Here is a 20,832-nt window from a genome sequence, read left to right on the forward strand (position 1 = left end):
CCTGATGAGCGCCGACGACACTGCGACCCCGGCCGAGGCGACCCGGCCCGACGATGAGACGCGCGACCTCGGCGCGCTGTTCGAGGAGCAGGCGCTGCCGTTCATCGACCAGCTGTACGCGGCCGCCCTGCGCATGACGAAGAACCCCGCCGACGCGCAGGACCTCGTCCAGGAGACGTTCGTGAAGGCGTACGCCGCCTTCGCCTCGTTCAAGCAGGGGACGAACCTGAAGGCGTGGCTGTACCGCATCCTCACGAACACCTTCATCAACACCTACCGGAAGAAGCAGCGCGAGCCCTACCAGGGCACGATCGACGACCTCGAGGACTGGCAGCTCGGCGGGGCCGAGTCGACCACGGCGGCGTCGAGCCGCTCGGCGGAGGCCGAGGCGATCGACCACCTGCCCGACTCCGCCGTGAAGGACGCCCTGCAGGCGCTCCCCGAGGACTTCCGACTGGCCGTCTACTTCGCCGACGTCGAGGGATTCTCCTACCAGGAGATCGCCGACATGATGAACACCCCGATCGGGACCGTGATGAGTCGCCTGCACCGTGGCAGGCGGATGCTCCGCGAGTCCCTCGCCGACTACGCCAGCGAGCGCGGATTCGCCGCGACGCAGCCGGCGGCCCGATCCACCAGGAGCACGAGATGACCGACTGCGGCTGCGACAAGGCGAAGGCCGAGCTCGAGGAGTACCTGCACAACGAGCTGTGCAGCGAGGATGCCGCCGACATCCGAGAGCACGTGGCGAACTGCGAGGACTGCCGGAGCGAACTGCGCGTCGGCGTGGCGATCACCGAGGTCGTGCAGCGGGCGTGCCGCGAGAGTGCGCCCGAGGAACTGCGCGCGGTCGTGCTGACCCGCATCCGGGCGGTCCAGTCCGGACACGGCGTCCTGGCCGACTGAGCCCGCGCGCCCGGCCGAGCCGGGTTCCGAACTTTCGATGGACGCGCGGGGAGGCGGCCGTTCCGTAGCGTCGAGCACGATGAACGAGCATGCCGTCGCGAAACGTCCGGGGGGTCGCGTCCCCGTCTGGCTTCGGGTCCTGATCCCCGCCGTCCTGATCCTCGTCTGGTTCGCCCTGTTCGGCGCCGGAGGCGCCGCGTTCGGCGGCCTCTCCGACGTGCAGCAGAACGACCAGGCGTCGTTCCTGCCCGCGTCGGCGGAGGCGACGGAGGTGAACGAGCTGCAGGACGGGTTCCGCGACTCCGAGAACGTGCCGGCGATCGTGATCGTCGCGTCCGACGACGGATCCGACCTGTCGTCATCCCAGCTCGCCGACATCGACGCGCTCCGCGACGACGTCCTCGACGTCGAGGGCGTCGTCCGGGACGAGACGTCGCCGGTGATCCCGTCGGACGACGGGGAGGCTGCGCAGTTCGTGGCGTCGATCGCGCCCGGCGAGGGCGAGGAGGGTTCCGGCGCCACCGTCGAGTCCGTGCGCGAACTGCTGGCGGAGTCGCCGATCGAGGGCACGACGGCGGCCGTCACCGGCCCGGCGGGCTTCACGGCCGACCTCGCGGCGGCGTTCTCGGGCATCGACGGCCTGCTCCTGGCCGTCGCGCTCCTCGCGGTCCTCGTGATCCTCGTGATCGTCTACCGCTCTCCGCTCCTGCCGATCATCGTCCTCTTCACGAGCGTGACCGCGCTGACGGCCTCGGTGTTCACCGTCGTGCAGCTCGCGAAGGCCGACCTGCTGCTGCTGTCCGGCCAGACCCAGGGGATCCTCTTCATCCTCGTGATCGGCGCGGCGACCGACTACGCCCTGCTGTACATCGCCCGCTACCGTGAGGCGCTCGCGCAGCACGAGACGAAGTGGGATGCCACGTGGGCGGCGCTGAAGGGCGCGTGGGAGCCGATCGCGGCCTCGGCGGGCACCGTCATCGTCGGCCTGCTCATCCTGCTGGCCTCCGAACTGAACTCCAACAAGATCCTGGGACCCGTCGCGGCGATCGGCATCGTGTTCGCCTTGCTCGCCGCACTCACGCTCCTGCCCGCCCTGCTCCTCTGGGCCGGCCGGGTCGCCTTCTGGCCGCGGCGCATCGCCCGGGCCGAGGCGACCGCCCCCGATGCGGAGCACGGCAGGCACGCGGCACCGGCCGATGCCGAGGAGTCCGCGGAGCGCGGCCTCTGGGGAGCCGTGGGGCACCTCGTGTCGCGACGACCCCGCACGGTGTGGATCCTCTCGACGGTCCTCCTCGGCGTCATGGCACTGGGGCTCGTCCGGCTCGACGCCGACGGCGTGCCGTCGAGCGAGTTCGTCCTCGGCGAATCGCAGGCGCGCGACGGACAGGAACTCGTCAGCGAGCACTTCCCGGGCGGCTCCGGCACCCCGGCGGTCATCATCGGACCCGAGGAGGACCTCCAGGAGATGGCCGACATCGCGCTCGGCACGGCGGGCGTGGCATCCGTCGCCGTGCTCTCGGCCGACTCGCCGGCCGGCAGCGCGCCCGTGACCGATGCGGGCATCCAGGCGTTCGGGCCGCCGGGAACCCCCGCACCCGACCCGACCGTGGTCGACGGCGCGGTGCTCCTGCAGGCAACGCTCGACGACCCCGCCGACTCGGCCGAGGCGGAGGCCACGGTGATCGACCTCCGCGACGGCCTCGACGAGGTGGGCGAGGACGTCCTCGTCGGCGGCCCGACCGCCGTCGCGCTCGACACGAACGAGGCCGCGATCGCCGATCAGCGACTCATCATCCCGCTGGTGCTGCTCGCGATCCTCGCGATCCTGATGCTGCTGCTGCGGGCGGTCGTCGCGCCGCTCATCCTGATCGCGAGCGTCGTGGTCTCGTTCGCGGCCGCCCTCGGCGTGTCGGCGCTCGTGTTCGAGTTCGTCTTCGGCTTCTCCGGCGCCGATCCGTCGGTGCCGCTGTTCGGATTCGTGTTCCTGGTCGCCCTCGGCGTCGACTACAACATCTTCCTGATGACCCGCGTGCGCGAGGAGGCCGCCAAGCACGGCACGCGCGAGGGCATCCTGAGGGGGCTCCGGCTGACGGGCGGCGTGATCACCTCGGCCGGCCTCGTGCTCGCCGCGACCTTCGCCGCGCTCGGCGTGCTGCCGATCCTCTTCCTCGCCCAGATCTCGTTCATCGTCGCCTTCGGCGTGCTGCTCGACACATTCCTGGTGCGCACGCTGCTCGTACCCGCCGCGTCGTACGACATCGGGCGGGCCATCTGGTGGCCGAGCCGCCTGGCACGCGAGGAACGCCGGCACGGCGCCCACGCGGCGCCGACGGATGCCGCGGCGGCCGACGGGGTCGGTACGACGGAGGAGACCGAGCGGACCGACCGCGTCCCGGTCGAGACCGGCTGATCCGGCTGCGGCCGGTCCGGCTCCGGCCGGGTCGGCCGGGCGAACGAGAAGAGCGGATGCCTCCGGGGAGGCATCCGCTCTTCGCGTTCGGCGCGGTCTAGTAGAGCGCTCGCTTGATCAGGTCGGCCTGCTCGGCCGAGTGCCGCTTCGCGGACCCGGTCGCGGGCGACGCCGCCGCGGTGCGCGCCACGAGGCGGACCTCGCGAGGACCGAGCTTGTTCGTCTCGATGATGAAGAACGGCCACGCGCCCTGGTTCTCGGGCTCATCCTGCGCCCACACCAGTTCGGCGTCCGGGTAGCCGTCGGCGACGGCCTTCAGCTCGGCGGCGGGCAGCGGGTAGTACTGCTCCAGGCGCACGAGCGCGACCTCGGGGTTCGGGTTCTTCTCGAGCTCGGCGAGGAGGTCGTAGTACAGCTTGCCGGCCATGAAGACGACCCGCTTGACGGCGGACTTGTCGCTGATCCGCGCGTCGTCGATCACGGGCTCGAAGCGGCCCTGCGTGAAGTCCTCGACCTCGCTGGTCGCGCCGCGGAGGCGGAGCATCGCCTTCGGGGTGAACACGACGAGCGGTCGGCGCGGGCGCTGGTAGGCCTGGCGGCGGAGCAGGTGGAAGTACGACGCGGGCGTCGACGGCCGGGCGACGGTCATGTTGTCCTCGGCGCACATCTGCAGGTAGCGCTCGATGCGCGCGCTGGAGTGGTCGGGACCCTGGCCCTCGTAGCCGTGGGGGAGCAGCAGGACGACGCTCGAGCGCTGGCCCCACTTCTGCTCGGCCGACGAGATGAACTCGTCGATGATGGTCTGCGCACCGTTGGCGAAGTCGCCGAACTGCGCCTCCCACATCACGAGCGCGTCGGCCCGCTCGACGGAGTAGCCGTACTCGAAGCCCATCGCCGCGTACTCGCTGAGCAGCGAGTCGTAGATCCAGAAGCGGGCCTGCTGGTCGCCGAGGTACTGCAGCGGCAGCCACTCCTGGCCGTTCACGCGGTCGTGGAGCACCGCGTGGCGCTGCACGAACGTGCCACGGCGCGCATCCTGGCCGACGAGGCGGACGGGTGTGCCCTCGAGCAGCAGCGAGCCCAGCGCGAGCAGCTCGCCGAAGCCCCAGTCGACCTTGCCGTTGCGGCTCATGTCCTGGCGCTTGGCCAGCAGCTGCTGGATCTTCGGGTGGACCGTGAAGCCCTCGGGCTTGTTGATGAAGGCGTCTCCGATGGCGTGCACGACCTCGGTCGCCACGCCGGTCGTCTCCAGCTCGCCGGAGACCGGCTCCACCGAGTGCGCCTCGCCGCCGACGATCGGGATCGACCCGGTCTGCGCCGCGTGCGTCTCCGCGAAGGCCCGCTCGAGGCGGTCCTGGAAGTCGCGGTGCGCCTCCTCGTACTCCTCCTCGGTGATGTCGCCGCGACCGACGAGCGCCTCGGTGTAGAGCTTGCGGACCGAGCGCTTGGCCTCGATGAGGTTGTACATGAGCGGCTGCGTCATCGAGGGGTCGTCGCCCTCGTTGTGCCCGCGACGCCGGTAGCAGACGAGGTCGATGACCACGTCGCGCTTGAACTCCTGGCGGTAGCGGAACGCGAGCTCCGCGACGCGGACCACGGCCTCGGGGTCGTCGCCGTTCACGTGGAAGATCGGCGCCTGGATGGCCTTCGCGACATCGGTCGAGTAGATCGACGACCGCGCGTCGCCCGGGACGGTGGTGAAGCCGACCTGGTTGTTGACCACGAGGTGGATGGTGCCGCCCGTCCGGTACGCGCGCAGCTGCGACATCTGCATGGTCTCGACCACCACGCCCTGGCCGGCCATCGCCGCGTCGCCGTGGACGAGGATCGGGAGCACCGAGTACGTGCCGACGGGCTTGCGGTCCTGCTTGGCGCGGACGATGCCCTCGAGCACGCCGTCGACGGCCTCGAGGTGCGACGGGTTCGCCGCGAGCGAGACGGGGACCTGCTGGCCGCCGTCGGCGGTGAAGGTGCCCTCGGTGCCGAGGTGGTACTTCACGTCGCCCGAGCCGGAGAAGGACTTGGAGTCCTGCGTGCCCTCGAACTCGCGGAAGACCTGGCCGTAGGTCTTCCCGGCGATGTTGGTGAGGACGTTCAGCCTGCCGCGGTGGGCCATGCCGATGGCGACCTCGTCGAGGCCCTCCTTCGCCGCACCCTGGAGCACCTCGTCGAGGAGCGCGATCATCGACTCGCCGCCCTCGAGGCTGAAGCGCTTCTGGCCGACGTACTTGGTCTGCAGGAACGTCTCGAACGCCTCGGCCTCGTTGAGCTTGCCGAGGATGCGCATCTGCTCGTCGTGGGTCGGCTTCTCGTACTTGCGCTCGACCTGGTGCTGGATCCACCTGCGCTGCACGGGGTCCTGGATGTGCATGTACTCGATGCCGATGGTCCGGCAGTACGAGTCCCGCAGGACGCCGAGGATGTCGCGGAGGAGCGCGGTCCGCTTGTCGCCGAAACCGCCGGTCACGAACTCCCGGTCGAGGTCCCAGAAGGTCAGGCCGTGGCTCTCGATGTCGAGGTCGGGGTGCGAGCGCTGGACGTACTCGAGCGGATCGATGTCGGCCATCATGTGGCCACGGACGCGGAAGGAGTTGATGAGTTCCTGCACGCGGGCGGTCTTGTCGATCGCGCTCGCGATGTCGACCGAGATGTCGGCGTTCCACTTGATCGGCTCGTACGGCAGGCGGAGTGCCGCGAAGATGTCCTGGTAGAAGTTGCGGTCGCCGATGAGCAGCTCGTGCACCTTCTTCAGGAACTCGCCCGAACCGGCGCCCTGGATGACCCGGTGGTCGTAGGTGGACGTGAGCGTGATCGTCTTGCCGATCGCGAGGTTCGCGAGCGTCTTCTCGCTGGCCCCCTGGAACTCGGCCGGGTACTCGAGCGCGCCGGCGCCGATGATGCAGCCCTGGCCCTTCATCAGGCGCGGCACGGAGTGGACCGTGCCGATGCCGCCCGGGTTCGTGAGCGAGATCGTCGCGCCCTTGAAGTCGTCGGCGGTGAGCTTGTTCTTGCGCGCCCGGGAGACGAGGTCCTCGTATGCGCCGAGGTACTCGTTGAACGTCATCGTCTCGGCCCGCTTGATCGCGGGAACGAGGAGCGCGCGGGTGCCGTCGGGCTTCGGGAGATCGATCGCGATGCCGAGGCCGATGTGCGCGGGCTTCACGAGGGAGGGCTTGCCGTCGACCTCGGAGTAGTACACGTTCTGGCTCGGGAAGTCCTTCAGCGCCTGGATGAGCGCCCAGCCGATGAGGTGGGTGAAGGACACCTTTCCGCCGCGGGTGCGGCGGAGGTGGTTGTTGATCACGATGCGGTTGTCGATCATGAGCTTCGCGGGAACCGTGCGCACGCTCGTGGCGGTGGGCACGGTGAGCGAGGCGTCCATGTTCGCCGCGAGGGTCTTCGGCAGGCCCTTGAGCGGGAGGACCTCGTCCTCGCGCTCGCCGGCGTCGGCCTTCTGCTGGGGGCTCGTCACCGGGACGTCGGCCGGGACGGGGGTCGTGCGCGGTGCGACCGAGGTGGTGCGTGCGGCGGGGGCCTGGCCGATGACCGCGTTCGGCGCGGTGGCCGGCACGTGGGCGGATGCCGCGGGCTGGTCGGCGGGGGCGGCGGCCTCGGAGGTCGGGGCGGCCGGAGTCGCGGAAGGGGCGGGCTGGTCGGCAGGCGTCGCCGGGGCGGCATCCGCCTGCTCGCTCGCAGCGCTGTGCAGCGCGGTCTCATCGGGCATCGCCGGAGCGGTCGCGGGCGTCGCGGCGGACTCGCCGGTGCGCACCTGGCGGTAGTGCTCGAGCACCTCGCGCCAGGTCTCGTCCACCGAACTGGGGTCGGCGAGGAACCGCTCGTACATCTCGTCCACGAGCCATTCGTTGGCTCCGAACATCGCCGACGTCGTCTCGTCGGATCCCGACCCGGTCAATTGGCTCGACACAGCCTCTCGCCCACTCTCTCCATTGATGGATGCTCACCTCTGGCGTGGCGCGCAGCACGACGCGGAACGCCCAGACAAGCCTAAACCCCTTCCGACGGCGCTCGGCACCGTGCAGCGGATGCGCGAGGGGGATCGCAGCATCCTCCCAGCGCGGGCGGGGCGGATTCCGCCGGGGAGCCGCCCGCGCCTCCGAGGCATAGCCTGTCGGCATGGAGTTCTATCGCACGACGCCGCGGCACGACCTCACGTACTCCGACGTCTTCCTGGTGCCGAGCCGGTCCGGCGTGACGAGCCGGCTCGACGTGTCGCTCGCGCCGGACGACGGGTCGGGCGCGAGCATCCCGATCGTCTCGGCGAACATGAACTCGGTGACGGGCCCGCGCCTCGCGGCGACGCTCGCCCGACGCGGCGGGATCGGCGTGCTGCCGCAGGACCTCCCGCTGCAGGAGCTCGACGAGGCGATCCGGTGGGTGAAGTCGCGCCCCGCCCGCTTCGACGTGCCGCACGCGTTCTCGGCCGACCGGACCGTGGACGACGCGCTCGAGGTGCTCCCGCCGGTCGAGGGCCACGGCATCGTGCTGCACGACGAGGACGGCCGGTACGCCGGCACCATCCCGGCCACGCGCCTCGCGACGGCGCTGCCCGACGCCCGGCTCGGCGACCTCGTCCACGGCGCCATCCCGTCGCTCGACGCCGACGACGTCGACACCCCGCGGCGCGCCTTCGACCTCATGGTCGACGCCGGCATCGACTTCGCGCCGATCCTCGAGCACGGGCGGGTGATCGGCACGCTGAGCCGCCGCAGCGCCCTGCGTGGCACGGTCTCCGAGCCCAACACGGATGCCTCCGGCCGCCTCCGCGTCGCGGCCGCGATCGGCATCAACGGCGACGTCGAGGCCAAGGCGCGAGCGCTCGCGGCAGCGGGGGTCGACATGCTCGTGGTCGACACCGCGCACGGCCACCAGGAGGGCATGATCCGCGCCGTCCGGACCGTCCGCGCCGCGGATCTCGGCATCCCGATCGTCGCCGGGAACATCGTCACGGCCGACGCGGTCGCCGATCTCGTCGAGGCGGGCGCCGACGTGCTGAAGGTCGGGGTCGGCCCGGGCGCCATGTGCACGACGCGCATGATGACCGCCGTCGGACGGCCGCAGTTCTCCGCGGTGCTCGAGACCTCCGAGGCCGCTCGCGAGCACGGCGCGGCCGTCTGGGCGGACGGGGGCGTGCGGTACCCGCGCGACGTCGCGCTCGCCCTGGCCGCGGGCGCGGCATCCGTCATGATCGGCTCCTGGTTCGCGGGCACCATCGAGGCGCCGGGAACGCTCCGTCGCGACGCCGAGGGCCGGGTGTTCAAGGAGAGCTGGGGGATGGCCTCGACGAAGGCGGTCAAGGAGCGCTTCGGCCGGCTCTCGCCGTACGAGCTCGCCCGCAAGGAACTGTTCGCGGAGGGCATCTCGTCGTCGGCGATCTACCTCGATCCGCTGCGACCCTCGCTCGAGGACCTGCTCGACATGATCACCTCGGGCGTGCGGAGCTCGTTCACCTACGCGGGCGCGCGGAGCGTGCCGGAGTTCCGGGAGCGGGCGCTCGTGGGCATCCAGTCCGCCGCCGGATACGAGGAGGGCAAGGCGCTCCCGGTCAGCTGGTAGGCGCGTGTGACGGCGGCGTTACGGCTCGGGGACCATCCCGCATCCGCCGATATACTGGCTCGATCATGGACGACCCTCCCTCTGCGACCTCGCCCTGCCATAGACCCACGCCCGTGACCGCGCGGGGAGGTGCGGATGTCTGAGTGGGTACTCCTCGGCATCGGACTCCTCCTCACGATCGGCACGGGCCTCTTCGTTGCGAGCGAGTTCGCGCTCGTGAACCTCGACCGCGCCGACCTCGAGGCGCGACGCGCCAAGGGTGAGACCCGCCTCGGGCTCACCATCGAGGGCCTCAAGATCACCTCGACGCACCTCTCCAGTGCGCAGCTCGGCATCACGCTGACCACGCTGCTCACCGGCTACACGATGGAGCCGGCGATCTCGTCGCTGCTCGCGGGTCCGCTCGCCGCGATCGGCCTGCCCGAGGCCCTGATCCGGCCGGTCGGCGCGATCACGGCCGTGGTCGTCGCGACCCTGCTGTCGATGATCATCGGCGAGCTCGTCCCGAAGAACTTCGCCCTCGCGCTGCCGCGGCAGACCGCGAAGGTCGTGATGCCGTTCCAGACCGCCTTCACGTGGGTCTTCCGGCCGGCGATCACCGTGCTGAACGGCAGCGCGAACCGCCTGCTGCGCCTCGTCGGCATCGAGCCGAAGGAGGAGCTCTCGGGCGCCCGCTCGGCCGAGGAGCTCTCGAGCCTGGTGCGACGTTCGGCGAGCGCCGGCCTGCTCGAGCAGGACACCGCGACGCTCCTCGGGCGCACGCTGCGCTTCTCCGAGCACGACGCCTCCGACGTGATGACGCCGCGTCCGCGCGTCGCGGCCGTGCAGCGCACGGAGCCGGCGGAGGCCGTGCTCGAGCTGGCCAGGCAGACCGGGTTCAGCCGCTTCCCGGTGTACGACGAGGACCTCGACGACGTCGTCGGCATCGTGCACGTCAAGCAGGCGGTCGCGGTGCCGCGCGAGAAGCGCGAGGTCGTGCCTGCCTCCGCGCTGCAGTCCGACGCGCTCCGCGTCCCGGAGACGATCAAGCTCGACGCGCTCCTCGGCGAGCTCCGCGGCCGCGGCTACCAGATGGCCGTCGTGGTCGACGAGTACGGCGGAACGGCCGGCGTCGCGACGCTCGAGGACCTCGTCGAGGAGTTGGTCGGCGAGGTCTCCGACGAGCACGACCGCACGCGGGCGGGCGTCGTCCGGCGAGGGGAGTTCGTCAGCTTCCCGGGCATCCTGCGGCCCGACGAGCTGCTCGACCGCACCGGCATCCGCGTGCCGGAGGACGGCGCGTACGAGACCGTCGCCGGGTACGTGATGGCGACGCTCGGGCGGCTTCCGGTCGTCGGCGACGAGGTCGAGGTCGAGGGCGGGACGTTCCGCGTGCAGCGGCTCGACGGGCGTCGCATCGACCGGATCCAGTTCTCGCCCGTGACGGTGCCGACCCAGGCGGATGCCGCCCGGGAGTCCGCCGTCGTCGGCGACGATGCGAGGGGGGCGGGCCGATGAGCGACTGGGCGGGACTGGCCTGGCTGTTCGTGCTGCTGCTCGGCAACGCGTTCTTCGTCGGCGCCGAGTTCGCGGTCATCTCCGCGCGGCGCTCGCAGATCGAGCCGCTCGCCGAGCAGGGCAGCCGCAGCGCACGCACCGCGCTCTGGGCGATGGAGCATGCGACGCTCATGCTCGCGATGAGCCAGCTCGGCATCACGATCTGCTCGCTGCTGATCCTCACGGTGTCGGAGCCCGCGATCCACCACCTCCTCGAGGTCCCGCTCGAGTTGACCGGGTGGTCGCCCGAGGTGGTCTCGACGATCGCCTTCGTCATCGCGCTCCTGCTGGTCTCGTACCTGCACGTGGTCCTCGGCGAGATGGTGCCGAAGAACCTGTCCTTCTCGCTGCCGGATCGCGCGGTGCTGCTGCTCGCCCCGCCGCTCGTGTTCACCGCGAGGATCTTCCGGCCCGTCATCGTGGCGCTGAACGCGACCGCGAACGGCGTGCTGCGCCTCTTCGGCGTGCAGCCGAAGAGCGAGGCGACCTCGACGTACACGCTCGAGGAGGTCCAGACGATCGTCGTCCAGTCGCGGCGCGAGGGCCTGCTGCTGGATGCGAGCGGGACGTTGACCGCGGCGTTCGAGTTCACGACCAAGAAGGTGCGCGACGTCGCCGTCCAGATGGACGAGTTGGTCTGCCTGCCGGCGGACGCCACGCCGGGCGACGTCGAGCGCGCGGTCGCGCGGCGCGGCTTCTCGCGTTACGTGCTCGCGGGCGCGGACGGCGAGCCGGTCGGGTACGTCCACCTCAAGGACGTCATCGACCTCGACGACGACGAGTTCGACGATCCGATCCCCGCCAAGCGCGTCCGCAGGGTCGTCTCGATCTTCGACGGCACCGACCTCGAGGACGCGCTGGCCAGCATGCGCCGCCTCGGGACGCACCTGGCGCGTGCGTTCGACGACCAGGGGCGGACGACCGGCGTCATCTTCCTCGAGGACATCATCGAGGAGCTGGTCGGCGAGGTGCAGGATGCCACCCGGAGGGGGTGAGGCGGCCGCCTCCCGGTCGGCGTAGACTCGCCCCGTCTCCGAGAGATGAGGTGGTCTCATGTTTGAGAACTCCATGGCCATGACCGTGCTTGCGGCATCCGACCTGGAACGGGCGAAGGCGTTCTGGCACGACGTCTTCGGCCTCGATCCGGTCCAGACGGACACGGGCGGTGGGGCGGTCTACGTGATCGGCTCCGCGGCCGTCCTCGTGTACGAGTCGGAGTTCGCCGGCACCAACAAGGCGACCGCCTTCTCGATCATGACCGACGACCTCGACCGCGACATGGCCGCCCTCCGCGAGAAGGGCGTCGTCTTCCACGACTACGACCTCCCCGAGCTCAAGACGGTCGACGGCGTCGCCCGGATGGGCGACGACGAGAGCGGCGAGCGCGGAGCATGGTTCGACGACAGCGAGGGCAACATCATCGCGCTCGGCACGCCGATCGGCGTCTCGCTCGACGAGGCGCGGGCCATGCTGACCGGGTCGACCGCCTGAGCGTCCGACTCACCACTCGCCGTCGTTGACCTCCGGCCTCGCCCGGCGGTACTGCGGCGGCCAGATCGCCGCGCCCGCACCGAGCTCGTTCGCGGCGCGCAGCGCGAGGTGCGGGTCGCGCATCATCGCCTTGCCGAACATGACCGCGTCGGCCGCGCCGGACGCCACGAGGCGCTCGGCCTGCTCGGGCGTCGTGATCCGGCCGACGGCGGAGACCGACACGCCGGCCCGCCCGCGCACGAACTCCGCGTGCGCGGCCTGGTAGCCCGGGCCGACGGGGATCCGCACGTCGCGGACGAGCCCACCGGTCGAGATGTCGAAGAAGTCGGCGCCCGCCTCCGCGGCCCATCCGGCCACGGTCGAGGTCTGCTCCTCGTCCCAACCGCCCGGTGCCCAGTCGGTCGCGGAGAAGCGCACGAACATCGGCATCCGCTCGCCGATCTCCGCGCGCACCGCGCCCACGATCTCGAGGAGCAGGCGCGCCCGGCCGCGGAGGTCGCCGCCCCAGCCGTCGTCTCGGACGTTCGAGAGCGGTGACAGGAACTGGTGCACGAGGTAGCCGTGCGCGGCGTGGACCTCGACGACGTCGAAGCCCGCCTCGACCGCGCGCCGAGCGGCCGCGCGGAACTCCTCGATCACCCCGCGGATGCCCGCCTCGTCGAGCGCGACCGGCGCGCGGAGCCCGTCGAAGGCGATCGCCGACGGCGCCACCGTCGTCCAGCCGCCCTCGTCGAGCGGCTGCGACCCGGTCCTCCGCACCGTCTCGGGCCACACCGACGCCTTGCGGCCCGCGTGCGCGAGCTGGATCCCCGACGCGGCGCCCTGCGAGCGGATGAACCGCGTGATGCGCGCCCACGCCTCGACCTGCGCGTCGTTCCACAGGCCCGTGTCGTAGTCCGAGATGCGTCCCTCGGGACTCACCGCGGTCGCCTCGACGATCACCAGTCCGGCACCGCCCGCCGCCATCGAGCCGAGGTGGACCAGGTGCCAGTCGTGCGGCACGCCGTCGCGCTCGGTCACCGAGTACTGGCAGAGCGGAGGCACCCAGACCCGGTTGCGGATCTCGAGCCCCCTGATCCGGATCGGGCGGAAGAGGGCCGGTGCGTCGTGCTCCTCGGCCACGGCCCGGTCGTCGCGGATCATGCGGCGAGCCCCCGGAGCCAGGACTCGAGGCCGGAGGCATCCGTGAACACGTGGCCGGAACCGCCGACCGCGATCGCGCCGTCGACGTTCACCGCCTTGTTGTCGACGAACAGCAGCTGGTCGGCGGTGATGCCGAGCTCGCGCATCACCAGCAGGAAGATCTCGGCCTCGGGCTTCACCATGCCCAGTTCGCCGCTCACGAACACCGCCTCGAACAGCGGCGCGAACGAGCCGTGGCGCAGCCAGCCGCCGAAGTCGGCCCCGGCGTTGGAGAGCAGCGCGAGGCGGGTCCCGCCCGCGCGGAGCGCGTGCAGGATTCGGAGCGTCGCGGGGTCCACGCTGAGCCAGCCGCGGTGGTCGATCGCCCACAGCTCGTGGCGGTCCACCTCGGTCCAGTCCGCGCCGAGTTCGTCGGCCACCCTCGCCCAGTAGTCGGCGATCGCGAGCGTCCCTCGGTCGAGCTCGTCGCGATGCGCCCAGTACGCGGTCCAGAACGCCTCGTCGCCGTCGACCGCGATGCCGGCCCTCGCCAGGAGCGCGGCGCGATCGGCATCGGACGGCGAACGCGAGATCACCTCGCCGTAGTCGAACACGACCACTCGGGGCGACAGGGCGATCGGCGAGGGAATGGTCGCAGGCATGCCCATCAACCTATCGTTGGGAGCATGGCAACCGGGACCTGGCGAGAATGGACCGCCGACGACGCATCCGACTGGCTGGCCGAGCCGGGCGCGGGCGACGACAAGTACCGCCGGGGGGTCCTCGGAGTCATCACGGGCTCGGCCGACTTTCCCGGTGCGGCCGTGCTGGGCGTCGAGGCCGCCCACCGCGCCGGGGTCGGCATGGTGCGCTTCACGGGTCCGCGGGCGGTGCGTCGGGCGGTGCTCGCCGCCCGACCCGAGACCGTCGCCGTGGCGGGACGCGTGCAGGCCTGGCTCCTCGGCTCGGGCATGGACTCGACGAATCGCTCCTTCCGGCTCGCCGGCGAACTCCAGCACGCGCTGGCCTCGGGCCTGCCGTCCATCCTCGATGCCGGAGGACTCGACCTCGTGGGCTCCCACACGGGTCCGACCGTGATCACGCCGCACAGCCGCGAGCTCGCCCGGCTGCTGCACGACCGGGACACCGCGTGCACCGTCGAGGAGATCGACGCCGATCCGGCCGGGTGGGCCGAGCGCACGGCGCACCAGCTCCAGGTCGCGGTCCTGCTGAAGGGCGCCGTCACGCACGTGTGCGACCCCGACGGCGTCCGGTTCACGGTCACGGCGTCGACGCACTGGCTCGCGAGCGCGGGCACCGGCGACGTGCTCGGCGGCATCATCGGCGCACTCGCGGCCACGCACCACGAGCGACTCGCGCGCGACGCCTCGGCGATCACGCATCTCGCCGCGACGGCGGCCCTCGTCCACTCCGAGGCGGCGCGTCGGGCGAGCGAGGCGTGGGAGGGCGGCCCGGTGACCGCGCTCGACGTGGCGCACGCCGTGCCCGCCGTCGTCGGCGGCCTGCTCCGTCGGTGAGCCGGTCCCGCCGCACGCGCGGCTAGGCTCGGGTGCCATGGCGGAGTCCGGCACCGACGTCGCGGGGCACCGGCCGGGGGCCCCGCGTCGCGGCCCCTCGCGCCTCGGCGGGCGGGTCGCCCTCTGGATCGCGTTCGGAGCGGTGCACCTCGGGCTCGCGCTCCTGAACCTCTACGCGCCCGGCTGGCCGCTCGGCGACGTCACGGCGGTGTACCGGGTCTGGGCGGAGACCGCGCAGCTCGGATTCCTGCGCATGGGCATCGACACGCCGTGGGTGTACCCGATCCTGGCGTTCGCGCCCATGACGGCCGCGCTCGCGTTCGGATCGGCCTGGTACGGGGTGACCTGGCTCGGCATGGTGACCGTCCTCGACGCGATCGCCTTCTCGGTCCTGCTCGGCCGGGGCGCCTTCTCCCGGCGTCGCAGGGCGGCGGCGTGGTGGTGGCTGGCCTTCCTCGCGTTCCTCGGTCCGATCGCGCTCGGCCGGATCGATGCCGTGACCGTGCCGTTCGCGATGGTCGGCCTGCTGTGGGCGGCGGGGCGGCCCCGGGTGGCCGCCGTGCTCCTCACCGTCGCGACCTGGATCAAGGTGTGGCCGGCAGCGCTCGTCGCGGCGATGCTGGTGGCGCACCAGCGCCGATTCGAGGTGTTCACGGTCGCCGCGACGCTGTCGATCGGGATCCTCGGGGTGAGCCTCATCGCCGGATCGGGCGCGAACGCGTTCGGCTTCGTCGCCGAGCAGGCCGAGCGCGGGCTGCAGATCGAGGCGCCGCTCGCCGTGGCCTGGATGTGGTGGATCGTGGCCGGGACCGACGCCGCGACCATCGTGTACGACCGGGACATCCTGACCTTCCAGATCGAGGGGCCGGGGGCGGATGTCGCGGCCTCGCTCACCACGCCGCTGATGGTGCTCGGGATCGCCGCCGTGCTCGCTGCGGGGGCGCGCTCGGCGCGCCGGGGCGCCCACCTCGGCGCGCTGCTGCCGCCGCTCGCGGTGGCGTTCACCACCGTGCTGATGCTCGCGAACAAGGTGGGCTCGCCGCAGTTCGTCACGTGGCTCGCAGCGCCCGTCGTGCTCGGCCTCGTGCTCGGCGGCTCCCGGTTCCTCACGCCGGCGGCCGTCGCAGCTGCGATCGCAGTGCTCACGCACGTCATCTACCCGTACTGGTACGCATGGCTGCTGATCGCGAACCCGGGGTTCGTCCTGCTGCTGACGGTGAAGGTCGTGCTCCTGTTCGTCCTGCTCGGATGGTCGGTCCGTGCGGTGTGGCAGGCTGGGGGCGAGCGGCGCTCCCGAACGGCGCCGTGACCTCCGGCGCTCCCGGCGCCGTCGACCTCAGGGAGGAATCCTCATGCTGGTGGCGTTCTCGGTCGCACCGAGTGGAACCGGACGGAGCGACGGGTCCGTGCACGACGCGGTTGCGGCCGCGGTGCGGATCGTGCGCGAGTCCGGACTGCCGAATCGCACGACCTCGATGTTCACCGAGATCGAGGGGGAGTGGGACGAGGTCATGCGGGTCGTGAAGGACGCGTGCGACGCGGTCGCCGGCTACGGCTCGCGGGTCTCCCTCGTGCTCAAGGCGGACATCCGGCCCGGGTACTCGGGCGAGCTCGACGCGAAGGTCGATCGGCTCGAGGCAGCCATCGAGAACGACGGCTGAGCCCGCGTCGAACCCCGGGCCCGAGGCGATCGACCGCGTCGGGGTGCCGGGTTCCGAGCATTCGGCTGCAGTTTGTCGAATCGATTCGATCCGTGCGATGATCGATCGGTGACCCCCGACTCCCGCGGGCCGACGACGCCGTCGCCAGCCCGGATCCGCTTCGCCCTCCTCGCGCTCGCGATGGGCGGCTTCGGCATCGGTGCGACCGAGTTCGTCGCCATGGGCCTCCTGCCGAACATGGCAGCCGACCTGCTGCAGGGCCTGTCCGCGGAGTCGACGGATGCGGCGAACGCCGCCGCGGGCTGGATCATCTCCGCCTACGCGCTCGGCGTCGTCGTCGGCGCCCCGACCATCGCCGCCGCCGCCGCCCGCTGGCCGCGCAAGCGGCTGCTCCTCACGCTGCTCGCGGCCTTCAGCCTCGGCACGATCGCGTCGGCGCTCCTGCCCACGTTCGAGCTCGTCGTGGCTGCGCGCTTCATCGCCGCGCTCCCGCACGGCGCCTACTTCGGCATCGCCTCGCTCGTCGCGGCGAGCCTCATGGGGCCGGGCAAGCGCGCCCGCGGCGTCGCCCTCGTCCTCTCCGGGCTCACCATCGCGAACGTGGTCGGCGTCCCGATCATCACCTGGCTCGGCCAGCAGGCGGGATGGCGCATCGCCTACCTCGTCGTCGCCGGGATCTTCGTCGCCACGTTCCTCGCCGTCGCCGTGGCACTGCCGTGGCAGCCGGGCGACGCCGGAGCGACGATGAAGCGCGAGCTCCGCATCTTCACGCGCACCCAGGCGTGGTTCGCGCTCGCGATCGGCGCCGTCGGCTTCGGCGGCCTCTTCTCCGTCTACAGCTACGTGGCCCCGCTCGCGACCGACGTGACCGGCCTGCCCGCAGGCGCGGTGCCGATCGTGCTCGTCGTCTTCGGCCTCGGCATGACCATCGGCAACCTCGTCGGCGGGCGCCTCGCGGACTGGAGCGTGCGCCGATCGATGTACCTGTTCTTCGCGACCCTCTCCGGTTCGCTCGTCCTGCTCGGGGCCACGGCGCAGCACCCGCTCGGACTCGGCGCCGGCGTCTTCCTCGTCGGCGCCTCCGCGGCGGCGCTCTCGCCCACGATCCAGGCACGCCTCATGGACGTCGCACGCGACAGCCAGTCGATCGCGGCGGCCCTCAACCACTCGGCGCTGAACATCGGCAACAGCCTCGGCGCCATCCTCGGCGGACTCGTCATCGGCGCCGGCCTCGGCTACGTCGCGCCCGTGTGGGTCGGGCTCCTGCTCACGGTCTCGGGCAGCATCCTCGCCCTCGGCACCTTCGCACTCGACCGGGCGCGCCGGCGCCGGGGCATCCCGCTGCCCTCGGTGACGGGGGCGTTCGGCGCGATCGGCGACTGACCTACTCGGACTGGAGCAGGATGCCGTCGGCGATCGCGCGCTTGCGGAGCGCGACCTTCGTCCCGACGTCGTAGCCGGCGAGGCGGTACTTCTCGCGGATCCGCTTGAGGTAGCTCTTGGCGGTCTCCTCGGAGATCCCGAGCTGGAAGGCGACCGCCTTGACCGGCTGGCCGGCGCCGTAGAGCGCCATCACGCGACGCTCCTGCGCGCTCAGGCGAGGTGCCGCGCCATCGGACTGCAGCGCGTCCTCGAGCTCCTGCGACAGGTACTGCTCGCCGTTCCGGGCCGCGCGGATGGCCTCCACGATCGTCTCGACGGGCTCGGACTTCACGAGGTAGCCGAGGGCACCGGCGCCGAGTGCCTCGCGGACGACCGCCGGCTCGGAGTACGTGCTCATGAGCATGGTCCGCACGCCGGCCGACTTCAGGGTCGAGAGCTTGATCGAGATCGGGATGTTGTCGCGCAGATCGAGGTCGAGGAGGACGACGTCGACCGGGAACTCCGGGTGGGCGAGGAGCTCGGACCACGACGGCACCGCTGCCAGGAGGTCGACGTCGTCGGTCGCGCCGCGCAGCCACTCCGTGAGGGCGCCGAGCAGCATGCGGTGATCGTCGACCACGGCGAGTCGGATGGGCGGCATCTCGGGTTCGGGCACGTCATGCTCCCCTCGGGTTGACAGCGCTGGGCGGCGCCGGATTCCGGACCGTGGGGTCGATCCGGCACTCGAGCTCGATGCGGAATCCCTCCGGACCCTGAACGATCTCGTGTACACCGACATTATCGAGTGCGTCCCATGCCGCCGCATCGACGCGGCGCGCCGTGAGACCGGAGACGTCGAGTCCGATCGCGACGGCCGCCAGCTCGCCGGATCGCGGGGCGACCTCGGGGTCGTCGTCGAGCGGGCTCCCGACCTCGGTCTCGCGGCACTGGACGCGGACCTCGAGCGGGGGTTCGTTCGCCTTGCGTCGACGCTGACCGGCGACCAGCCAGAGCGCCAGGAGGAGCCCCTCGCGCTGCGTCGGCGAGAGCAGTCCGGCCAGGCCCTGCGGGTCGTCGATGCGCACGCGCCGGCTGAGGTACGCCGACTCGGTGACCGCGTGACGCAGCCACGTGTCGGTGCGGCCCTCGATGAGCCGGATGCGCAGCCGGGCGGCGAGGATGCCCGCCCGCTCGGCGGCCTCGGTCGGGAGGGGGATCGAGATGCGACCCGATCCCACGTCCTCCAGCAGCGACTCGGCGTCGTAGTCGAGCTCCGCGAGCTCCTCCGAGGCGCGCATGCCGACGGCGGAGCGCGGAGTCGCGACGGTCGACTGCACGAGCGAGAGGTCGAGCTCGCGTCCGACGAGCCGCCGGAATCCGCGGACCCCCATTGCCACGAGCACCACGGGGATCACCGCCGTCGCGGCGATCGCCAGTCCGGCCACGGTCCACGACCCGGCGGCCGCAACCTGGAGCAGCGCCGCGATCGCGAGGACGCCGGCGATCACCGCGGATGCCGCGACCGGGGTCCTCGTCTCGCGGAGCGCCGCGACCGGGAGGAGGAGCGCGGCGGCGGCCGGCGCCGCCGTCGGCGTGATGCCGAGGTGGAGCAGGCCCGCGGTCGCCGTGAGGTCCATCGCCACCGGCACCGCGAGCGCGGCGAGCAGGAGCACGTGGGTCCAGTCCGCCACGCGGGTGAGGCCGCGGGTCGCGACGACCGTGGCGACCGCGACGACCGCGAACGCGATCCAGGCGGGACCCGAGCCCGTTCCCGGCGGGAAGACGCCCACGAGGCCCACCGCATGGGCGAGGTGGGCGAGGACGATGACCCCCGCCGCTGCAGTGACCCCGATCGCGAGGCGGCGTCCGCCGTGGGCGCTGCGGATGTCCTCGGCGGCCCGGGCGGATCGTCTCGGGCGATCGAACTGGATCTCGTGCGTCGTGTCGGGGGAGGCCTCGACGGCGGGGGTGCGGCGGAACGGGTTCACGGCTTCGGCACCTCCAGCATGACCGTCGTCCCCGACCCCGGCGAGCTGAAGACCCGCGCCCGACCGCCGACGGCGTGCAGGCGGCCGACGACCGACTCGGCGAATCCGAGGCGTGCCGGATCGACGGAGGCCGGCTCGAATCCGGCGCCCTGGTCGGTCACCATCGCACGGACCGTGTGCTCGTCGTCGGTCACCGTGACATCCGCGACGCTCACGCCGGCGTGCCTGCGGACGTTCTCGAGGCATTCGCCCAGCGCGCCGAGCAGTGCGTCGAGTGCGTCCTTCGGGAGCACGAGGTGGTTGGCGCCGTGCCAGTTGACGTCGAGCCCGCGGCGTGCGAAGCGCTGGCGGACGGATTCGAACGTGGCTCCGAGTCCGTCGTCGGAGGACTCCGGGGAGAAGATCGCGCTCGAGCCGTTGTCGAGCGGGGCGCCGAGTCGCAGCTGCTTCAGCAGTCGGGCGTCGTCGCCGGCCTGCTGGCGCAGCAGCCCGGTGCCGACTCCGACGCCGGAATGCGCGAGGAGGCTGAGCGTGGCGAGGACGGTGTCGTGCAGCACCCGGGCGTCCTGGCGCTGCTGGGCCTCGGACTCGCTCGCCAGGCGCTCGGCCTCGTGCGCGCGCCCGACCTCGTCGATCCGCTCCGCGGCGCGGTCGATGGCGCGGGCGAGCCAGATCCCGACGATCACGCAGGCGGTCCAGCCCGCGGCGGCGGCGATGACGACGAGACGCACGTCGGCGCCGGCCGCTGCGGACGCCCCGAGCGCCACGAGGATCGACGCGGCGCTCGCCACGATCACCGCGGGTCCCGCCGGACGCACGACGAGGGGGATCGCGAGGGAACCGGTGGAGAGCGCGGCGACGGCCGCCATCGCGGTCCCGCCCGCCGGGTCGAGCGTGGGGTCGAGGCCGATGACGAGCAGCAGGACGGTCGCCGCGGCCATCGCGCCGAGGGTCGCCGCCATCGCGCCCCGTGCGGTCGCGAGGCCGATGAGGACCGCCATGCCGACGACGAGCGCCGCGGCCACGGCGAACCGGGACGGCGCGATCGCGCCGGGGACGACCAGGCAGGCGAGCGCGATGGCTGCGCCGGTGAACCCGCCGACCCGCGCGAGACGGCGCAGCAGCCGGTCGCGCTCCTTGTCGATCCGCCGCATGCCACCCCCTGCCGTCGGCGCCGTCCGCGCCGCGAGGCGGCGCTCTTCTCGAAGATAGCTCAGAACGACCCCCGTATGCGGGACACGAGG

Annotated in this window: 17 protein-coding genes; 11 read left to right on the forward strand and 6 right to left on the reverse strand. The window is 72.0% G+C overall.

All coding sequences use genetic code 11. The features are described 5' to 3' along the window. Positions 1 to 4: 4 nt before the first annotated feature. From ACFVHK_RS04370 to ACFVHK_RS04380, 3 genes are all read left to right on the forward strand, one after another. Positions 5 to 652: a sigma-70 family RNA polymerase sigma factor gene (locus ACFVHK_RS04370; RefSeq protein WP_129233661.1), complete on the forward strand. Its 648-nt coding sequence runs from the start codon at positions 5 to 7 to the stop codon at positions 650 to 652. After that, the gene (locus ACFVHK_RS04375; protein WP_129233662.1) at positions 649 to 906 is read left to right on the forward strand and encodes a zf-HC2 domain-containing protein; all 258 of its coding nucleotides are present in this window, start codon (positions 649 to 651) and stop codon (positions 904 to 906) included. Before ACFVHK_RS04370 ends, ACFVHK_RS04375 begins: the two co-directional genes overlap by 4 nt. Before the next feature lie 79 nt (positions 907 to 985). Continuing rightward, complete coding sequence (locus ACFVHK_RS04380; protein WP_376927771.1) at positions 986 to 3,316, forward strand: MMPL family transporter; 2,331 nt, start codon at positions 986 to 988, stop codon at positions 3,314 to 3,316. A 97-nt stretch (positions 3,317 to 3,413) separates the two neighbouring features. Here ACFVHK_RS04380 and ACFVHK_RS04385 read toward each other — a convergent pair whose 3' ends face one another. After that, positions 3,414 to 7,241 (reverse strand): multifunctional oxoglutarate decarboxylase/oxoglutarate dehydrogenase thiamine pyrophosphate-binding subunit/dihydrolipoyllysine-residue succinyltransferase subunit, encoded by a 3,828-nt coding sequence (locus ACFVHK_RS04385; protein WP_376927772.1) that lies wholly within the window; start codon positions 7,239 to 7,241, stop codon positions 3,414 to 3,416. A 209-nt stretch (positions 7,242 to 7,450) separates the two neighbouring features. On the opposite strand from ACFVHK_RS04385, the gene guaB1 reads away from it, so the two are divergent. The 4 genes from guaB1 (at position 7,451) to ACFVHK_RS04405 (ending at position 11,917) form a co-directional block, all read left to right on the forward strand. Then, positions 7,451 to 8,890 (forward strand): GMP reductase, encoded by a 1,440-nt coding sequence (gene guaB1 / locus ACFVHK_RS04390; protein ID WP_376927773.1) that lies wholly within the window; start codon positions 7,451 to 7,453, stop codon positions 8,888 to 8,890. A 135-nt stretch (positions 8,891 to 9,025) separates the two neighbouring features. Next, positions 9,026 to 10,387 carry a hemolysin family protein gene (locus tag ACFVHK_RS04395; protein WP_376927774.1) on the forward strand — a complete coding sequence of 454 codons (1,362 nt, stop codon included), beginning with the start codon at positions 9,026 to 9,028 and terminating at the stop codon, positions 10,385 to 10,387. After that, positions 10,384 to 11,421, forward strand: coding sequence for a hemolysin family protein (locus tag ACFVHK_RS04400; RefSeq protein WP_376927775.1), 1,038 nt, complete (start codon positions 10,384 to 10,386; stop codon positions 11,419 to 11,421). Before ACFVHK_RS04395 ends, ACFVHK_RS04400 begins: the two co-directional genes overlap by 4 nt. Positions 11,422 to 11,479: 58 nt before the next feature. Continuing rightward, complete coding sequence (locus ACFVHK_RS04405; RefSeq protein ID WP_376927776.1) at positions 11,480 to 11,917, forward strand: VOC family protein; 438 nt, start codon at positions 11,480 to 11,482, stop codon at positions 11,915 to 11,917. A gap of 9 nt (positions 11,918 to 11,926) precedes the next feature. Here the strand turns inward: ACFVHK_RS04405 and ACFVHK_RS04410 are convergent, their stop codons facing one another. Next, positions 11,927 to 13,060, reverse strand: a complete 1,134-nt coding sequence (locus ACFVHK_RS04410; protein ID WP_376927777.1) for an NADH:flavin oxidoreductase/NADH oxidase — start codon at positions 13,058 to 13,060, stop codon at positions 11,927 to 11,929. Continuing rightward, positions 13,057 to 13,701, reverse strand: a complete 645-nt coding sequence (locus tag ACFVHK_RS04415) for an HAD family hydrolase (RefSeq protein ID WP_376927778.1) — start codon at positions 13,699 to 13,701, stop codon at positions 13,057 to 13,059. The genes ACFVHK_RS04410 and ACFVHK_RS04415 overlap by 4 nt, the downstream gene beginning before the upstream one ends. Positions 13,702 to 13,725: 24 nt before the next feature. On the opposite strand from ACFVHK_RS04415, the gene ACFVHK_RS04420 reads away from it, so the two are divergent. From ACFVHK_RS04420 to ACFVHK_RS04435, 4 genes are all read left to right on the forward strand, one after another. Next, entirely contained in the window at positions 13,726 to 14,577 is an 852-nt protein-coding gene (locus tag ACFVHK_RS04420) for an ADP-dependent NAD(P)H-hydrate dehydratase (RefSeq protein ID WP_376927779.1), read from the forward strand. A gap of 37 nt (positions 14,578 to 14,614) precedes the next feature. Then, positions 14,615 to 15,886, forward strand: coding sequence for a hypothetical protein (locus ACFVHK_RS04425; RefSeq protein WP_376927780.1), 1,272 nt, complete (start codon positions 14,615 to 14,617; stop codon positions 15,884 to 15,886). 43 nt (positions 15,887 to 15,929) lie between these two features. After that, a complete protein-coding gene (locus tag ACFVHK_RS04430) occupies positions 15,930 to 16,238 on the forward strand; it encodes a thiamine-binding protein (protein WP_376927781.1) in 309 nt (102 codons plus the stop codon). A gap of 108 nt (positions 16,239 to 16,346) precedes the next feature. Beyond that, positions 16,347 to 17,621: an MFS transporter gene (locus ACFVHK_RS04435; RefSeq protein ID WP_376927782.1), complete on the forward strand. Its 1,275-nt coding sequence runs from the start codon at positions 16,347 to 16,349 to the stop codon at positions 17,619 to 17,621. 1 nt (position 17,622) lies between these two features. Here ACFVHK_RS04435 and ACFVHK_RS04440 read toward each other — a convergent pair whose 3' ends face one another. The 3 genes from ACFVHK_RS04440 to ACFVHK_RS04450 are packed head-to-tail and all read right to left on the reverse strand — an operon-like array spanning position 17,623 to position 20,742. Then, a complete protein-coding gene (locus ACFVHK_RS04440; protein ID WP_129235212.1) occupies positions 17,623 to 18,261 on the reverse strand; it encodes a response regulator transcription factor in 639 nt (212 codons plus the stop codon). A 16-nt stretch (positions 18,262 to 18,277) separates the two neighbouring features. Next, positions 18,278 to 19,588, reverse strand: a complete 1,311-nt coding sequence (locus ACFVHK_RS04445; protein WP_376927783.1) for a hypothetical protein — start codon at positions 19,586 to 19,588, stop codon at positions 18,278 to 18,280. Beyond that, positions 19,585 to 20,742 (reverse strand): sensor histidine kinase, encoded by a 1,158-nt coding sequence (locus ACFVHK_RS04450; RefSeq protein WP_376927784.1) that lies wholly within the window; start codon positions 20,740 to 20,742, stop codon positions 19,585 to 19,587. The genes ACFVHK_RS04445 and ACFVHK_RS04450 overlap by 4 nt, the downstream gene beginning before the upstream one ends. Positions 20,743 to 20,832: the final 90 nt, after the last annotated feature.

It is taken from the genome of Agromyces binzhouensis, assembly GCF_042672355.1.
Classification (GTDB): Bacteria; Actinomycetota; Actinomycetes; order Actinomycetales; family Microbacteriaceae; genus Agromyces; species Agromyces binzhouensis.

Excerpts from the sequence above, each read along its gene's own strand:
- ACFVHK_RS04370 (WP_129233661.1), top strand. The coding sequence starts at position 5 with ATGAGCGCCGACGACACTGCGACCCCGGCCGAGGCGACCCGGCCCGAC.
- ACFVHK_RS04375 (WP_129233662.1), top strand. The coding sequence starts at position 649 with ATGACCGACTGCGGCTGCGACAAGGCGAAGGCCGAGCTCGAGGAGTAC.
- ACFVHK_RS04380 (WP_376927771.1), top strand. The coding sequence starts at position 986 with ATGAACGAGCATGCCGTCGCGAAACGTCCGGGGGGTCGCGTCCCCGTC.
- guaB1 (WP_376927773.1), top strand. The coding sequence starts at position 7,451 with ATGGAGTTCTATCGCACGACGCCGCGGCACGACCTCACGTACTCCGAC.
- ACFVHK_RS04395 (WP_376927774.1), top strand. The coding sequence starts at position 9,026 with ATGTCTGAGTGGGTACTCCTCGGCATCGGACTCCTCCTCACGATCGGC.
- ACFVHK_RS04400 (WP_376927775.1), top strand. The coding sequence starts at position 10,384 with ATGAGCGACTGGGCGGGACTGGCCTGGCTGTTCGTGCTGCTGCTCGGC.
- ACFVHK_RS04405 (WP_376927776.1), top strand. The coding sequence starts at position 11,480 with ATGTTTGAGAACTCCATGGCCATGACCGTGCTTGCGGCATCCGACCTG.
- ACFVHK_RS04410 (WP_376927777.1), bottom strand. The coding sequence starts at position 13,060 with ATGATCCGCGACGACCGGGCCGTGGCCGAGGAGCACGACGCACCGGCC.
- ACFVHK_RS04415 (WP_376927778.1), bottom strand. The coding sequence starts at position 13,701 with ATGCCTGCGACCATTCCCTCGCCGATCGCCCTGTCGCCCCGAGTGGTC.
- ACFVHK_RS04420 (WP_376927779.1), top strand. The coding sequence starts at position 13,726 with ATGGCAACCGGGACCTGGCGAGAATGGACCGCCGACGACGCATCCGAC.
- ACFVHK_RS04425 (WP_376927780.1), top strand. The coding sequence starts at position 14,615 with ATGGCGGAGTCCGGCACCGACGTCGCGGGGCACCGGCCGGGGGCCCCG.
- ACFVHK_RS04430 (WP_376927781.1), top strand. The coding sequence starts at position 15,930 with ATGCTGGTGGCGTTCTCGGTCGCACCGAGTGGAACCGGACGGAGCGAC.
- ACFVHK_RS04440 (WP_129235212.1), bottom strand. The coding sequence starts at position 18,261 with ATGCCGCCCATCCGACTCGCCGTGGTCGACGATCACCGCATGCTGCTC.
- ACFVHK_RS04450 (WP_376927784.1), bottom strand. The coding sequence starts at position 20,742 with ATGCGGCGGATCGACAAGGAGCGCGACCGGCTGCTGCGCCGTCTCGCG.